Annotated in this window: 15 protein-coding genes; 10 read left to right on the forward strand and 5 right to left on the reverse strand. The window is 71.3% G+C overall.

Annotation, left to right across the window (positions count from 1 at the left end; all coding sequences use genetic code 11):
* Positions 1-210: 210 nt before the first annotated feature.
* Positions 211-648, forward strand: coding sequence for a hypothetical protein (locus OG898_RS09265; RefSeq protein WP_243340142.1), 438 nt, complete (start codon positions 211-213; stop codon positions 646-648).
* A gap of 25 nt (positions 649-673) precedes the next feature.
* On the opposite strand, the gene OG898_RS09270 is transcribed toward OG898_RS09265, so the two are convergent.
* Positions 674-1570: an NADP-dependent oxidoreductase gene (locus OG898_RS09270; RefSeq protein WP_266960147.1), complete on the reverse strand. Its 897-nt coding sequence runs from the start codon at positions 1568-1570 to the stop codon at positions 674-676.
* Positions 1571-1742: 172 nt separating this feature from the next.
* Between OG898_RS09270 and OG898_RS09275 the strand changes: the two genes are divergently transcribed.
* Together OG898_RS09275 and OG898_RS09280 are read left to right on the forward strand one after the other, a co-directional pair.
* Positions 1743-2195 (forward strand): helix-turn-helix domain-containing protein, encoded by a 453-nt coding sequence (locus OG898_RS09275; RefSeq protein WP_250741001.1) that lies wholly within the window; start codon positions 1743-1745, stop codon positions 2193-2195.
* Positions 2196-2237: 42 nt separating this feature from the next.
* Positions 2238-2987, forward strand: a complete 750-nt coding sequence (locus OG898_RS09280) for a Mut7-C RNAse domain-containing protein (RefSeq protein ID WP_266956100.1) — start codon at positions 2238-2240, stop codon at positions 2985-2987.
* A gap of 198 nt (positions 2988-3185) precedes the next feature.
* Here the strand turns inward: OG898_RS09280 and OG898_RS09285 are convergent, their stop codons facing one another.
* Complete coding sequence (locus tag OG898_RS09285; RefSeq protein WP_250741003.1) at positions 3186-3683, reverse strand: hypothetical protein; 498 nt, start codon at positions 3681-3683, stop codon at positions 3186-3188.
* A 94-nt stretch (positions 3684-3777) separates the two neighbouring features.
* Between OG898_RS09285 and OG898_RS09290 the strand changes: the two genes are divergently transcribed.
* On the forward strand, positions 3778-4113 hold the full coding sequence (locus OG898_RS09290) for a YnfA family protein (protein WP_250741004.1): 336 nt from the start codon (positions 3778-3780) through the stop codon (positions 4111-4113).
* Between the two features lie 62 nt (positions 4114-4175).
* Positions 4176-4937, forward strand: a complete 762-nt coding sequence (locus OG898_RS09295) for an SDR family NAD(P)-dependent oxidoreductase (protein WP_250741005.1) — start codon at positions 4176-4178, stop codon at positions 4935-4937.
* Positions 4938-4952: 15 nt separating this feature from the next.
* Here the strand turns inward: OG898_RS09295 and OG898_RS09300 are convergent, their stop codons facing one another.
* Positions 4953-5663: a polysaccharide deacetylase family protein gene (locus OG898_RS09300; RefSeq protein ID WP_266956103.1), complete on the reverse strand. Its 711-nt coding sequence runs from the start codon at positions 5661-5663 to the stop codon at positions 4953-4955.
* A 197-nt stretch (positions 5664-5860) separates the two neighbouring features.
* Here OG898_RS09300 and OG898_RS09305 point away from each other — a divergent pair, with 197 nt between their 5' ends.
* A complete protein-coding gene (locus tag OG898_RS09305) occupies positions 5861-6469 on the forward strand; it encodes a Uma2 family endonuclease (protein WP_266956104.1) in 609 nt (202 codons plus the stop codon).
* 72 nt (positions 6470-6541) lie between these two features.
* Here the strand turns inward: OG898_RS09305 and OG898_RS09310 are convergent, their stop codons facing one another.
* Positions 6542-7735: an RtcB family protein gene (locus OG898_RS09310; protein ID WP_266956106.1), complete on the reverse strand. Its 1194-nt coding sequence runs from the start codon at positions 7733-7735 to the stop codon at positions 6542-6544.
* A 172-nt stretch (positions 7736-7907) separates the two neighbouring features.
* Here OG898_RS09310 and OG898_RS09315 point away from each other — a divergent pair, with 172 nt between their 5' ends.
* The 3 genes from OG898_RS09315 (at position 7908) to OG898_RS09325 (ending at position 11208) form a co-directional block, all read left to right on the forward strand.
* Complete coding sequence (locus OG898_RS09315; protein ID WP_266956108.1) at positions 7908-8768, forward strand: DUF3558 domain-containing protein; 861 nt, start codon at positions 7908-7910, stop codon at positions 8766-8768.
* A gap of 159 nt (positions 8769-8927) precedes the next feature.
* Positions 8928-9710: a DUF3558 family protein gene (locus OG898_RS09320; protein ID WP_250741010.1), complete on the forward strand. Its 783-nt coding sequence runs from the start codon at positions 8928-8930 to the stop codon at positions 9708-9710.
* Between the two features lie 136 nt (positions 9711-9846).
* Positions 9847-11208 (forward strand): DUF2637 domain-containing protein, encoded by a 1362-nt coding sequence (locus tag OG898_RS09325; protein ID WP_266956110.1) that lies wholly within the window; start codon positions 9847-9849, stop codon positions 11206-11208.
* 84 nt (positions 11209-11292) lie between these two features.
* On the opposite strand, the gene lysS is transcribed toward OG898_RS09325, so the two are convergent.
* A complete protein-coding gene (gene lysS / locus OG898_RS09330) occupies positions 11293-13029 on the reverse strand; it encodes a lysine--tRNA ligase (protein ID WP_250741012.1) in 1737 nt (578 codons plus the stop codon).
* A 232-nt stretch (positions 13030-13261) separates the two neighbouring features.
* Here lysS and argS point away from each other — a divergent pair, with 232 nt between their 5' ends.
* Positions 13262-15040 carry an arginine--tRNA ligase gene (gene argS, locus OG898_RS09335; RefSeq protein ID WP_266956113.1) on the forward strand — a complete coding sequence of 593 codons (1779 nt, stop codon included), beginning with the start codon at positions 13262-13264 and terminating at the stop codon, positions 15038-15040.
* Positions 15041-15168 lie beyond the last annotated feature (128 nt).

Consider the following 15168-nt stretch of genomic DNA (forward strand, 5'->3'; position numbering starts at 1 on the left):
GCGTGGCGGGGGTCACGGGGCCGGGGCAGGCAAGACCAGTCGGGTGGAGATATGCAACGCGGTGGTGGACCGGGCGAGGGCACGGACGGCCTGGACCCGCAGCGCGCCCGCGAACGGCGCCGCGGCAAGCACCGCCGTCGCGCCACGGACGCGGCAGAACCCGTACCGGGCCCCACGCAGGACCCCGACGGCCTCCCCAGGGGCCGCGGCATGGGCGTGACGTACAAGTACTTCGGCGCCCCCGACGGAGCCACGGCCGCGCGCGTCCCGGTGACCATGCGGCCGGAGGAGCTGGGCGGCGACGAGCTCGGCATGGGCGGCATGTTCTCCAAGATCAAGCCGGAGACCGTCGCGGCGATGGTCCTGACCGGCATCGAGGGCATACCCCTGCACAAGGTGCCCCCGCTGGAGCTGGTCGTCCTCCACCCCGACTACGCCGTCGTGAAACTCCCGATGACCGTCGTCGACCCGCTGCGCGGCATCGGCGAGGAATCGGTCGGCGCCGCCGCCTTCATCTGGTCCACGGTCCCCGACCGCGGCGGCCCCCGCGACGCCTTCAACGTCTACCAGCTGCTCCACGAGTGGCAGGATTTCAGCCATCGCCTCCACGAAGCGGGGCACCAGCCGTACTGCCTGGTCTGGCCGTAGGCCGGGGCGTTGCTCGGGCCGTGGCTCAGGCCGTCAGGACGATGCGGCCGCGCGTGCCCGGGTCCGCGAGCTGGGCGTGGGCCTTGGGGGCCTCCGCCAGCGGGAAGGTGCGCGCCACCCTGAGCGCCAGCTCCCCCGCGTCGACCAGCGTCACCAGGCGGGCCAGATGGGCGCCGTCCGCCGCCACCTCCTGCTCCACCACGCGGACGCCCCGCTCCGCCGCCGGGGCCGCGCCGGGGATCAGGCCGACGTAGGCGCCGCCGTCGCGGACGAAGGCCAGGGCCGGCCCGCCGAGGACCGCCGTGTCCACGACACCGTCCACGGCCTCGGCCGGAGCCCCGCCGCGCGGGACGAAGCGGGTCGCACCCAGGGACCGTACGAGCTCCTCGTCATCGGCGCCCGCCAGGGCCGTCACCACGTAGCCGGCCCGCGCCGCCAGCTGGACCGCGAGCCCGCCGACCGCCCCCGCCGCGCCCGTGACCAGGACCGAAGCCCCCGGGGCCAGTTCCAGCAGGTCCACCGCACGGGCGGCGGTCAGGCCGCTCAGCGGCAGCGCCGCCGCCATCACGTCGTCCACGCCCGCGGGAGCCGGCGCCAGCGCCGACGCGTCGAGCACCACGTACTCGGCGTGCGTACCGAGCGGCTTGACCGTCCCGTAGTGCAGCCCGACCACCCGGTCGGCGACCGCCCAGCCGCTCACCTCGGCACCGAGCTCCTCGATCTCCCCCGCCACGTCCCACCCGAAGCCCAGCCGCTGCCCCTCGCCGCCGAAGACACCGGCCCGTACCGCGCCGTCGACCGGGTTCAGGCCGGCCGCCCGGACCCGTACGCGGACCTGCCCGGCGCCCGGCCTCGGGATCGGAACCCGCACGACCTCGACCCGCTCGGGTCCGCCGAAGCCCTCGGCCACTGCCGCCGCCATCGTCGGCTGGTCGGTGCTGGTGGTGCTGGTGGTGCTGCTCATCGTCATCGCCTCTTCCGCAGGCTCGCTCTCTCGTTCCGGTGTTCCCGGTGAGAACTAACCTAGGGAGAGTTACTCTCGATTCGTAAGTACGTACCTCGGAGTGCGTACCCGACCCGGAAGTGGGGCACCCATGGCCACCCGTACCGCCGAGGCCCGCCGCGAAGAGGCCCGCGCCGCCTACGACGCCTTCCTCAAGGAGTGCCCCACCGGCCAGCTCCTGGCCCGCATCAGCGACAAGTGGGTCGGCCTCATCGTCAGCGCACTCGGCCAGGCCGAGGACCGGACCATGCGCTACAGCGAGCTCGGCCGCAAGATCCCCGGCGTCAGCCAGAAGATGCTGACCCAGACCCTGCGCTCCCTGGAGCGCGACGGCCTCGTCGCCCGCACCGTCACGCCCACCGTCCCCGTCCGCGTCGACTACCGGCTCACCGAACTCGGCAGCAACCTCGGCTGCCTGCTCAGCTCCGTGAAGCAGTGGGCCGAGAACCACTTCGACGAGGTCAACGCCCACCGCGAACGGCACGACGCGGCGGCCGCGAGCGCGGATGCGGATATGGATGCGGGCGCGGACGCGGCCGCGTAAATCCCCCGCCGCACCCCGGCCCTCGATGGCATATTGGGCCCCGTGAACGGACCCGGCATTCAGCTCACCCTCGCCCCCGAACTGCACGTGTTCGCCGCGCCCGCGCGCCGCGGCACCCGCGTGCCCACGACCACCGACGGCGTCTCCAGCCTCGGCCACGTCGTCGAATCGGCCGGCGTCCCGCTCACCGAAGTCGGCCGGATCCTCGTCGACGGCGCCGAGACGCCGCTCGCCCACGTGCCCCGGGCCGGCGAATCCGTGGAGGTCTTCGGCGTCGACCGCCCCCAGCAACTCCCCGGCGTCCCCGGCTCCACCCCGCTGCGCTTCCTCCTCGACGTCCACCTCGGCACCCTCGCCCGCCGCCTGCGGCTGCTGGGCGTGGACGCCGCGTACGAGAACGAGGACATCGGCGACCCGGCCCTGGCCACCCGCTCCGCCGCCGAGCAGCGCGTCCTGCTCTCCCGCGACCGCGGACTGCTGCGCCGCCGCGAGCTGTTCGCCGGGGCGTACGTCTACAGCGACAACCCCGACGAGCAGGTCCGCGACATCCTGGGCCGGTTCGCCCCGGCCCTCACGCCGTGGACCCGCTGCACCGCGTGCAACGGGACCCTGCGCGAGGCCGACAAGGACAGCGTCGGCGACCGGCTGGAGAGCGGCACGCAGCGCTCGTACGAGGTCTTCGCCCAGTGCACCGACTGCGAGCGCGTCTACTGGCGCGGCGCCCACCACGCCCGGCTGGAGCGGATCGTCGACGAGGCCGTCGCCGAGTTCGGCGGCGTGGGCACGCCGTAACGGGCACACGCGCCGGACGGCGGGCGGGCCGGACCACGGCCGGGGCCGGACCACGGACCACCCGCCCCACCGACGGGCCCGGACCACGGACGGGGCTGGACCACCGACGGGGCCGGACCCCGCCCCACCGACGGGCCCGGACCACCCGGACCACGGACGGGGCTGGACCCTGGACGGGCCCGCCCCCAGCCGTTCGGCTCAGAACGCGTACGTGTCCCCCGTGTCCAGCGCCAGCACCACGTGCTCGTTGTTGGCGTGGTTCCGGTCGGTCGCCCCGCCGTTCCACCACGTGTCGACCCGCACCACCACCTCCGCGGCCGGCTCCTTCAGCCGCAGCACCAGCCCGATGTGCCGCCCGCGCCCGTGCAGCGGCAGCTCCCCCGTCTCGCACACCACCTCGCGCAGCCCGGCCCGCGCACAGCCCTCGGCCAGCTCCTGCCGGTTCGCGAGGTCGGCCGACAGGCGCAGCCGTACGGTCGCGTTCGGCAGGGCGGACGGGCCCTCGTTCTCCGGGACCAGCAGGATCCGCAGCCGGCCCCCGTCCAGGGCGACCCGCCCGTGATAGGCCACGTCGGCCTCCGGCCCGGCCCCGGCGCGGGCGCTGCCCACACCGCTCCCCAGCCCTCCGAGCAGCACCAGCAGCCCGGCCATCACCACACTCCGTACGGCACCTCGGCGCACCGCGACCACCTCCACGCGCGGACGCTAGCCCGCCCACCCGCCCGATGGTCGGACCATCACACGAACGAGGGCGAGCCCTCCTCCGCTCGCTCCGCATAGGGTTCCGGCCATGCTCATCGCCCGTTCCGCCGCCCTCTTCGCCCTCGCCGCGCTCCTGGAGATCGGCGGCGCCTGGCTCGTCTGGCAAGGCGTCCGCGAGCACAAGGGCTGGGCCTGGATCGGCGTCGGAGTCATCGCCCTCGGCCTCTACGGGTTCGTCGCCACCCTCCAGCCCGCGGGCGACTTCGCCCGCGTCCTCGCCGCCTACGGCGGGGTCTTCGTCGCCGGATCCCTCCTCTGGGGCGTGCTCGCCGACGGCTACCGGCCCGACCGCTGGGACATCGCGGGCGCCCTGATCTGCCTCGCCGGCATGGCGGTGATCATGTACGCCCCGCGCGGCCGGTGACCTGCGCGGCGACCCGCCTATGCTGGCCAGTACTCACCCGTACGAACGCACGAGGAGCCAGCATGAGCACGGCCACCCGAACCGCCGTAGTCACCGGCGCGAGCAGCGGCATCGGCGCGGCCACCGCCCGGCAGCTCGCCGCGGCCGGCTACCACGTCGTCCTCACCGCCCGCCGCAAGGACCGCATCGAGGCCCTCGCCGCCGAGATCACGGCCGCCGGCCACTCCGCGGCCGCCCACGCCCTCGACGTCACCGACCGCGCCGCCGTCGACGCCCTCGCCGCCTCGCTCGAACGCTGCGACGTGCTCGTCAACAACGCCGGCGGCGCCATCGGAGCTGACCCCGTCGCCACCGGCGACCCCGCCGACTGGCGCACGATGTACGAGGTCAACGTCATCGGCACGCTCCACGTCACCCAGGCCCTGCTCCCGGCCCTGACCGCCTCGGGCGACGGCACGGTGGTCGTCCTCTCCTCCACCGCCGGCCACGCCACCTACGAGGGCGGCGCCGGCTACGTCGCCGCCAAGAACGGCGCCCGCGTCCTCGCCGAGACCCTCCGCCTGGAGATCGTCGGCCAGCCCGTCCGCGTCATCGAGATCGCCCCGGGCCTGGTCAAGACCGAGGAGTTCGCGAAGACCCGGTTCCGCGGCGACGCGGAGCGGGCGGAGAAGGTCTACGCCGGCGTGGCCGAGCCCCTGTCCGCCGACGACGTGGCCGACACCATCACCTGGGCGGTGACCCGTCCCAGCCACGTCAACATCGACCTCCTGGTGGTCCGCCCCCGCGCCCAGGCCTCGAACACGAAGCTCCACCGCGAGCTGTAGTACGCCCTACGGGGCCTACTTCACCAGCCCGGCACTCTTCAGGTGCGGCATCAAGGCCGCCGGCTTCAGCCCGGCGGCCTTCGCCGCGTCCAGGGCCCGCTTCAGGTCCGCGCCGAGCGTCGGCGTGAAGTGCAGCAGCACGATGTCACCGGCGTTCAGCTGCGGCGTGGCCGGCGTCTCGCCCCACGTGGTGAAGTCGTGCGTCCACGTGATCAGCGCCTTGACCCCGCACGCCTTGGCGGCCAGCCGCACGTCGTCGTTGACGGCCCCGTACGGCGGCCGCAGCAGCTTCGGCTCCCGCCCGAAGGCCGCGGCGACCTGCTCCCCGGCCCCGCACACCTCGGCATCCTTCCCAGCCGCATCAAGAGCGGTCAGATCGGGGTGATTGACGGTGTGGTTCTCCACGTTCACCGACCGCCCCTGCTCGACCAGCCCGGTGAAGTACTGGGCGTCGTACGAGAACGCCCCCGGCAGCAGGAACAACGAAGCGGGCACCCGCTGATCGACGAGCGTCTGCGCAACGCCCGCATCGTGCGCCCACCCGTCATCAATGGTGATGAACACGACCTTCTCACTGGTCGGCACGTGCGACACGACGGGCGGCAGCCCCACGGCCTTCGAGCCCGCGGCAGCAGCAACGGCCGGAGCGGCCCCCTCAGCCCCGGCAGCACCGGCGGCCTGAGCCCCGCCAACGGTGAGCGACAACGACGCGAACGCGGCAAGCACCGCACGAGATCTCCACATGCGGCACACCTTGGTCTAGACCAACTCCCCCCGTCAATCCCCCGACGGGCACTTCCTGTAGCCGAAAGCACCTGCACACCAAGGGAGTTGAGGAGCTCGACGTCCCGACGGCGCGCCGGATATCCCCGTACGGGCGAAGTCGAGCGAAATGTCGACGCGCCGGACTACGCTCCGGAAGCGTGAGCCGCGAGAAGGAGGAAGCCGTGGCCGTGACACAGCACGAGACCACGATCGCGGAAGCCGCCGATCGTCTCTCCAGGGAGCTTCCCGGGCACCGAGTGGAGATTCTCCAGGGGAGGCTCACCGTGACACCACCTGCGGACGGGTCACACGCACTGTCGCTGAGCTGGCTCATCGAGAAGTTCTACGACGCCGGGGCCAAAAATGCGGGCCTGCGGTACGTCCAGGGCATCGGCCTCTGGTTGCCGACCGGCGCCGACGACTACGCCATCCCGGATTTCGCCCTTGTCGAGGCGGACTTCAGGGAGCACAAGGTCCAGAAGGCCTGCTACGCGGCCGACGTCTTCCGACTGGTCGTCGAGGTCACCTCGTCGAACTGGTCGGACGGCATCGGCGTCAAGGTCGACAGCTACGCGAAGGCCGACATCCCCGTCTACGTCATCGCCGACCGTCACCATGACGAGGCCATTCTCTGCAGCGACCCCCACAACGGGACGTACCGCCTGCGCAGGACCTTCAAGCGGGGCAGCTCCATCGCCCTCCCCTCATCCATCGGCGTGTCCGTGGAACTCCCGGTGGACCTCCTCCTCTACGGGGACGAGCTCTGACGCACGACATGGAGGGGTCCGGACCGTGAACGGTCCGGACCCCTCCATTCCCCCGAACACCGCGCCCTGGCCTCAGCCCTTGATGCAGATGACCTGCTTGAGCTTGGCCACGACCTCGACGAGGTCCGTCTGCTGGTCGATGACCTGCTCGATCGACTTGTACGCGCCGGGGATCTCGTCCACGACGCCCGAGTCCTTGCGGCACTCCACGCCCTTGGTCTGCTCGGCCAGATCCTTCGCCGAGAACCGCTTCTTCGCCGCCGTCCGGCTCATCTTCCGGCCCGCGCCGTGCGAGGCCGAGTTGAAGGACTTCTCGTTGCCGAGGCCCTTCACGATGTACGAGCCCGTGCCCATCGAGCCCGGGATGATCCCGTAGTCACCGCTGCCGGCGCGGATCGCGCCCTTCCGGGTGACCAGCAGGTCCATGCCGTCGTACCGCTCCTCCGCCACGTAGTTGTGGTGGCAGCTGATCTCCTGCTCGAAGGAGACCTTGGCCTTGCGGAACGCCTTGCGGATCACTTCCTTGGACAGGCTCATCATCACGGCCCGGTTGTACTTGGCGTACTCCTGCGCCCAGAAGAGGTCCTCCCGGTACGCCCGCATCTCAGGCGTGGCCGCGAGGAACACGGCGAGGTCCCGGTCAACCAGTCCCTGGTTGTGCGAAAGTCCGCGGGCCACTCCGATGTGGAAGTCGGCCAACTCGTTCCCGATGTTCCGGGAGCCGGAGTGCAACATGATCCACACCGAACCGGACAGATCGAGACAAAGTTCCCAAAAGTGGTTGCCCCCGCCCATGGTGCCCATTTGCCGCATAGCACGCTCGTGGCGGAACTTCACCGCGTCCGCGAGGTAGTCGAACCGCTCCCACAGATCCCCGAACCCCCGGTCCGAGAAACCGTACAGCCGCCCCGGATCCACCGCCTCACGGTGCATCCCCGCCCCCACCGGGATCGCCTTCTCGATCTGCGAGCGCAGGCCCGACAGGTCGCCCGGGAGGTCGTTCGCGGTCAGGGAGGTCTTCACCGCCGACATGCCGCAGCCGATGTCCACGCCCACCGCCGCCGGGCAGACCGCATCCTTCATGGCGATGACCGAGCCGACCGTGGCGCCCTTGCCGTAGTGGACGTCCGGCATGACGGCGAGGCCCTTGATCCAGGGAAGGCCCGCGGTGTTCTGGAGCTGGCGCATCGCGCTGTCCTCGACCGACGCCGGGTCGGTCCACATCCGGATGGGGACCTTCGCCCCGGGCACTTCTACGTATGACATTTCACCCTCAACACCCCGTCACCACCACAAAAGTCTCTCAACGCAAAAAGCCTCGCTCATGGGCTCAAATACGACATGAGACCGGCGCCGGCACCAGCGTGTGCGATAGACATTGTGTCCATCCGCGCCCCAGCCGCGGCAATGCATTTTTCCCGAAGGGAGCCGGTGGAACGTGCAGCGCAAGACGGTGCGGGTACGCGGAGTACGTCGAGTACGTGGAGTCCTGCCAGCCATCGCGATGCTCACCGCCCTCGCGGCCGGCCTCACCGCCTGCACCGACGGGGGCGGATCCGGCACCAAAATCGATGCGAAGGCCGGTGCGAACGCCGGTACGGGCGCCCAGCCCGGCAAGTACCGCAGCCTGCCCATGCCCTGCAAAGCCGCCGACGCCAAGAAGGTCAAGGCGATGCTTCCGGCCCCGGACACCCTCGCCCCCGAGGCCCGCGAGGCGCTCTACGCCGGGGTCGCCGACGCCTCGTACGACGCCGACCGGCGCGTCGGCTGCCGCTGGACCGCGCAGACGCCGACCGAGACCCGGCTGCTGTCGGTGGGCTTCGAGCGCGTGGTCTCGTACGACCGGGCCACCACGAGCGACGACGACAAGGCGCGGCAGGTCTACGGCCGCCAGCTCACCGCCGCCAACCTGCCCGCCCCGGCGCCGTCGGCGAGCCCGACGCCGTCCGGGTCCGGCGCACCCACGCCCGGCGCACCCACGCCCGGGGCGCCGGCTGCGAGCACCGGCGCGAGTACGGACCCGGGTGCGAGCGGCAGCCCCTCCCCCGCGCCCGAGCTCGGCTCCCGCGTGCTCGAAGGGCTCGGCAACGAGGCCTTCCTCGACGACAAGCTCGCCGCCGCCGGCGCCAGCGCCGCCCAGGCACGCACCGTCCGCATTGTGTTCCGTACCTCGAATGTCATCGTCACCGTCGAGTACAGCGTCCAGCCCGCGCTGCCCGGCACGATCCCGCCGAGCGGTGAAACCCAGGACAGGGCACGGCAGTTGGCGCAGGCCCTCGTGGAGCGGTTCAACGAATAGCCGGTCCCGCCCGAGGGGGGCGTACGGGCCCTTCGTGACGGCGCGCACAGCATCCGGGCGCCGGGTCGGGCTACCGTTGCTCGGGTCCCGCGCCCGTAAGAGGGACCGTAAGAGGGACCGAACGAGCCCGCACGAAGACCCACAACGTCTGAAGGAATCATGCACCGATCAGCCTCGCGCCTCACCCGCGTCCTCGCCTGCGCAGCCGTCCCGGTGATCCTCACGGTCGCCGGCTGCTCGTCCGACTCGGGGAAGAAGTCGGGCACCGACAGCGGCAAGAAGTCCGAAGCGTCCTCGTCCGCCCAGCCGAGCTCCAAGCCCTCCAAGGAGGCGCTGGAGAAGGCCGTGTACTCCACGCTGCCGGAGCCGTGCAAGGCGGTGGGTGCGAAGACCATCGAGACGATCGTCCCCAAGGCGAAGGACGCCAACGGCACGGCCGCCAAGTCCAACGACCTCGCCAGCCGGGCCACCTGCACCTGGAACGGCCTGGACGAGGCCGGTCTGAAGGGCTCGCAGTACCGCTGGCTCTCGATCTCCCTGGTCCGTTACGACTCCCTCGCCTCGGTCGGCACCGGCAGCAAGCGCGCCGAGGACGAGTACGCCAAGCAGGTCGAGAAGGCGAAGGCCGTCGAGGGCGCGGAGAACGTGAAGCCGGAGGAGGCGGGCGGCATCGGCGACCAGGCCACCTCCGTCACCTTCACCACCAAGAAGGACGGCGACTTCTTCAACACCTCGGTCATCGCCCGCACGCACAACGTCGTCATCACCCTCGACTACAACGGCACGGCCTACGAGGGCGCGACCGCTCCCGACCAGGCCAAGCTGCTCCAGGACGCCATCGCGGCGACGAAGGAGACCGTGGCCTCGGTCGCGGCCGCCAACGAGGCGAAGCAGCCGGAGCAGCCGGCCCAGCCCGAGCAGCCCTCGCCTTCGAACTCCTGAAACCTCGGGGCGCACCCGCCCCCCGGCGGTCCGGTACCGGTGCCCGCGGCCCCGGTACCGGACCGCCGACGTCCCTTTCCCCGTACGCGCGTACGCTGTGCCCTGCCGTAGCTCGACAAGGGGAAGGGGATCGCGGGTGGCCGCGATGCAGCTGACTCGTACGCACCGGATATTGATCGGTGTGGTGGTCGCCGGAGCCGTCGTCATCGCGGGGATCGGATTCGCCGGTTCGTACTCCGCCGTGCGCGCCCTGGCCCTGAAGAAGGGCTTCGGCTCCTTCTCGCTGGTCTTCCCGATCGGCATCGACATGGGCATCTGCGTCCTGCTCGCGCTGGACCTGCTGCTGACATGGATCCGGATCCCGTTCCCGCTGCTGCGCCAGACGGCGTGGCTGCTGACGGCGGCGACGATCGCCTTCAACGGCGCGGCCGCCTGGCCCGACCCCCTCGGCGTCGGCATGCACGCCGTGATCCCGATCCTCTTCGTGGTCACCGTGGAGGCCGCCCGCCACGCGGTGGGCCGGATCGCGGACATCACCGCCGACCGGCACATGGAAGGCGTCCGCCTCACGCGCTGGCTCCTCTCCCCCGTCCCCACCTTCAAGCTGTGGCGCCGGATGAAGCTGTGGGAGCTGCGCTCCTACGAGCAGGCCGTCGGCATGGAGCAGGACCGTCTGATCTACCAGGCCCGCCTGCAGGCCCGCTACGGCCGCGCCTGGCGCCGCAAGGCCCCCGTCGGGGCCCTGATGCCGCTGCGCCTGGCCCGCATAGGCGTCCCGCTCTCCCAGACCGCCCCCGAGGGGCTGGCGGCGGCGGGCATCGACCCGCTGCTCATCCCGCCGCCCCCGGCCGCGGACCCGACGGCTCCGGCGCTCCCGGCGGGCGCCGAGGGCGCGCCGCAGCCCGCGGCGGCGGCCCTGGCCGCTCCGGCTCCGGCCGACGACCCCGTGCAGCAGCACCAGCTCGCCGGGCCCGGGCCCCAGTACGCGGACGGCCCGGCCGGGCCGATGGGCCCGCAGGGCCACCCCGACGCGCCCCCCTTCGTGGTGGACCCGACCGCCATGCCGGCCGCGCACAACAGCGCCTGGTTCGCGGCGCCCCGCGCGCCGCAGGCCGCGTACGAGGGCGGGTACAACCCGCAGTACGTCGAGGGCCTGGAGCCGACCCCGGTCATGCCCCCGACCGGCCCGGAGCAGCAGGAGCCGGTGCAGGACGAGTTCCCGCAGGAGCTGCCGATACCGGGCCCCCGCCAGGAGGAGTCCTTCCCCGAGGGCGAGCCGCCGAGCGACGACGACGTGAAGTTCGCGGAGGCGGCGTACGAGGTGTTCCGCTCCCACCTGGAGGAGAACGGCGAGGTCCTGACGGCCGAGCAGCTCGACATACTGCTGGCCGACCGGTACGGCGTGGTGCACCCGCGCAGCGCCTCGCTGATCCGCAAGATCTTCCCGCAGCTCAAGCAGCGCTACCAGACCGAGCTGGAGAACGAGCACATCGCGTAACGCGCACATCGCCCGACCACAGGCATGAGGAAGGGCCCGCACCCCCCAGGGGGTGCGGGCCCTTCCCGTGTCTTACGTCGTCACTCAGACGGCGAGCAGCTTGCGCACCCGCTCCGCCCCCACCGCGAGCAGCAGCGTGGGCAGGCGCGGCCCGGTCTCCCGGGTCACGAGCAGCCGGTACAGCAGGGCGAAGAACGTGCGCTGCGCGATCTTGAGCTCCGGCGTCGGCTTGGCGTCCGGTTCCAGGCCGGCCATCACCTTGGGCACGCCGTAGACGAGCGTGGTGAGCCCGTCGAGCGACCAGTGCGAGTCGAGGCCGTCCACGAGGCGGCGCAGGGACTCGCGTCCCTCGTCGTCCAGGGAGGACAGGAGCTCTGCGTCGGGCTCCTCGCGCACCAGGGTCCGCTGGTCGGCCGGGACCTGGGTGGTGATCCAGTTCTCGGCGCGGTCCAGGCGCGGGCGGACCTCGTCGAGCGAGGTCAGGGGCCGCTCGGGCTCCAGGTCGCTGAGGATGCGCAGGGTCTGCTCGTCGTGTCCGCCGGTGATGTCCACCACCGAGGCGAGCGTCCGGTAGGCCATGGGGCGCGGGGTGCGCGGCAGCTCGTGCGAGGCGACGCGTACGGCGCGTGCGTGGGCGGCGGCGTCGGCGGGGAGCACGGAGCCGTCGGCGACCTTGGCCTCCAGCTTGTCCCACTCGTCGTAGAGCCGCTGGATCTCCTGGTCGAAGGCGATCTTGAAGGACTGGTTGGGCTTGCGGCGGGCGTAGAGCCAGCGCAGCAGCTGCGGCTCCATGATCTTCAGCGCGTCGGCCGGGGTCGGGACCCCGCCCTTGCTGGAGGACATCTTGGCCATGCCGCTGATGCCGACGAAGGCGTACATCGGTCCGATCGGCTGCTCGCCGCCGAAGATGCCGACGATCTGCCCGCCGACCTGGAAGGAGGAGCCGGGCGAGGAGTGGTCGACGCCGGAGGGCTCGAAGATCACGCCCTCGTAGGCCCAGCGCATGGGCCAGTCGACCTTCCAGACCAGCTTGCCGCGGTTGAACTCGCTGAGCTTGACCGTCTCGGTGAACTCGTCCTCGGTGCAGACGTAGGTCAGCTCGGTGGTCTCGTCGTCGTAGGACGTCACCTTGGTGAAGTCCTTGCCGCACTCGGCGCAGTAGGGCTTGTACGGGAAGTACCCGCCCTCGCCGACGCTGCCGTCGTCCTCGGCGGCCGCGCCCGAGCCCTCGGCGGCCTCCAGCTCGGCCTCGTCGACCTGCTTCTGCTGGGGCTTCTTGCCGGGCTTGCCCTTGGTCCGGTACTGGTCGAGGATCGCGTCGATGTCGCCGCGGTGCTTCATCGCGAACAGCACCTGCTCGCGGTAGGTGCCGGCGGTGTACTGCTCGGTCTGGCTGATCGGGTCGTACTCGACGCCCAGCTCGGCCAGCGCCTCGACCATGGCGGCCTTGAAGTGCTCGGACCAGTTCGGGTACGCGGATCCCTCGGGGGCGGGCACGGCGGTCAGCGGGCGGCCGATGTGCTGGGCGTGCGACTCCTCGGTGACGCCGGGGATGCCCTTGGGGACCTTGCGGTACCGGTCGTAGTCGTCCCACGAGATCAGGTGGCGGACCTCGTGGCCCCGGCGGCGGATCTCGTCCGCGACCAGGTGCGGGGTCATGACCTCGCGGAGGTTGCCCAGGTGGATCGGGCCGGAGGGGGAGAGTCCGGACGCGACGACGATGGCTTTGCCCGGGGCTCGGCGCTCCGCCTCGGCGATGACCTCGTCCGCGAAACGGGAGACCCAGTCGGTCTCGGTGCTGCTCTGGGCGTTCTCAGCCACGACACGTCCTTCATTCTCGAATGCTGGCTTCAGCCATTCTCCCAGACGGAAGACAGCGCTCCGAGGTTTATCCATGCCGCCCGGATCGCCGGTATATCCCGGGATGTGGACAGCCCTCGCGTGGGATACTCGGCACTTGTCGGAACACCCAAGTGCACGCAAGCGCACCCGCGTGCACTCGCGTGCACCCACCGGCACAACGTCAGGCACCACCTCACAGGAACGGCAGCTCATGGCCTCGGTCCCTTCCCTCGCTTCTTCCGTCAACCAGCGCGTCGCCGACGCACTCGCCTCCGCCCTGCCGGACGCCGGTGCGAGCGACCCGCTGCTGCGACGAAGCGACCGGGCCGACTTCCAGGCCAACGGCATCCTGGCGCTCGCGAAGAAGGCCAAGGCCAACCCGCGCGAGCTGGCGACGACCGTGGTCGAGGGCATCGACGCCGGTGACCTGATCAAGGAGATCGAGGTCTCCGGGCCCGGCTTCCTCAACATCACCATCACCGACCGGGCCATCGTCGAGACGCTGGCGGCCCGCGCCGCGGACGACCGCCTCGGCGTGCCGCTCGCCGCGAAGCCGGGTACGACGGTGATCGACTACGCGCAGCCGAACGTGGCCAAGGAGATGCACGTCGGCCACCTCCGGTCCGCCGTGATCGGCGCGGCGATGGTGGAGATCCTCGAATTCACCGGCGAGAAGGTGGTCCGTCGCCACCACATCGGCGACTGGGGCACCCAGTTCGGCATGCTCATCCAGTACCTGATGGAGCACCCGCACGAGCTGGACCACAAGGCGGAGGATGGCGCGGAGGTCTCCGGCGAGGAGGCCATGTCCAACCTGAACCGCCTCTACAAGGCCTCGCGCACGCTCTTCGACTCCGACGAGGAGTTCAAGACGCGGGCCAGGGCCCGGGTGGTGGACCTCCAGGCGGGCGAGGCGCAGACGCTGGCGCTGTGGCAGCGGTTCGTGGACGAGTCGAAGATCTACTTCTACTCCGTCTTCAACAAGCTGGACATGGACATCCAGGACCCCGACGTCGTCGGCGAGTCCGGCTACAACGACATGCTGGTGGAGACCTGCAAGCTGCTGGAGGACTCGGGCGTGGCCGTCCGTTCCAACGGCGCGCTCTGCGTGTTCTTCGACGACGTCAAGGGCCCGGACGGCAACCCGACCCCGCTGATCGTCCAGAAGTCCGACGGCGGCTTCGGCTACGCCGCGACCGACCTCTCGGCGATCCGCGACCGGGTGGGCAACCTGGGCGCGACCGAGCTGATCTACGTGGTCGACGCGCGGCAGTCCCTGCACTTCAAGATGGTCTTCGAGACGGCGCGCCGGGCGGGCTGGCTGAACGACGAGGTCAAGGCCGTGCAGCTGGCCTTCGGCACCGTGCTGGGCAAGGACGGCAAGCCGTTCAAGACCCGTGAGGGCGAGACGGTCCGGCTGGTGGACCTCCTCGACGAGGCGATCGACCGTGCCGCGGCCGTGGTCCGGGAGAAGGCCCAGGACCTGTCCGAGGAGGAGATCACCGAACGTGCGGCGCAGGTCGGCATCGGCGCGGTGAAGTACGCGGACCTGTCCACCTCGGCCTCGCGCGACTACAAGTTCGACCTGGACCAGATGGTCTCGCTGACGGGTGACACGTCCGTGTACATCCAGTACGCGTATGCCCGTACCAAGTCGATCCTGCGCAAGGCGGACGAGGCCGGCGGCCGCAAGCCGGCCGCGCACCCTGAGCTGGAGCTGGCCCCGGCCGAGCGTGCGCTGGGCCTGCACCTGGACCACTTCGGCGAACTGCTCTCCGAGGCTGCCGCCGAGCACGCCCCGCACAAGGTCGCCGCGTACCTCTACCAGCTGTCCTCGCTGTTCACGACGTTCTACTCCGAGTGCCCGGTCATCAAGCCCGAGCCGGAGCTCGCTGTCGGCGAGAACCGCCTGTTCCTGTGCGAGCTGACCGCCCGCACCCTCAGCAAGGGCATGTCCCTCCTCGGCATCCGCACCCCCGAGAAGCTCTGACACCGGGGCTACGGCGCAACGGCGGCCCCCGTCTCCCCCACCCGGGAGACGGGGGCCGCCGTACGTGCGGGCGCCGTCCGGGCCCGGTTCACCCGTACGGTCCGATTTCAGCCACACCTGCCGGGTAG

The sequence above is a fragment of the Streptomyces sp. NBC_00193 genome, assembly GCF_026342735.1.
GTDB classification, from domain to species: domain Bacteria; phylum Actinomycetota; class Actinomycetes; order Streptomycetales; family Streptomycetaceae; genus Streptomyces; species Streptomyces stoeckheimensis.

Bases quoted from the DNA above. Each gene is read 5' to 3' on its own strand.
- OG898_RS09290 (WP_250741004.1), top strand. From the start codon at position 3,778: ATGCTCATCGCCCGTTCCGCCGCCCTCTTCGCCCTCGCCGCGCTCCTG.
- OG898_RS09270 (WP_266960147.1), bottom strand. From the start codon at position 1,570: ATGGCGGCGGCAGTGGCCGAGGGCTTCGGCGGACCCGAGCGGGTCGAG.
- argS (WP_266956113.1), top strand. From the start codon at position 13,262: ATGGCCTCGGTCCCTTCCCTCGCTTCTTCCGTCAACCAGCGCGTCGCC.
- OG898_RS09265 (WP_243340142.1), top strand. From the start codon at position 211: ATGGGCGTGACGTACAAGTACTTCGGCGCCCCCGACGGAGCCACGGCC.
- OG898_RS09320 (WP_250741010.1), top strand. From the start codon at position 8,928: ATGCACCGATCAGCCTCGCGCCTCACCCGCGTCCTCGCCTGCGCAGCC.
- OG898_RS09275 (WP_250741001.1), top strand. From the start codon at position 1,743: ATGGCCACCCGTACCGCCGAGGCCCGCCGCGAAGAGGCCCGCGCCGCC.
- OG898_RS09310 (WP_266956106.1), bottom strand. From the start codon at position 7,735: ATGTCATACGTAGAAGTGCCCGGGGCGAAGGTCCCCATCCGGATGTGG.
- OG898_RS09295 (WP_250741005.1), top strand. From the start codon at position 4,176: ATGAGCACGGCCACCCGAACCGCCGTAGTCACCGGCGCGAGCAGCGGC.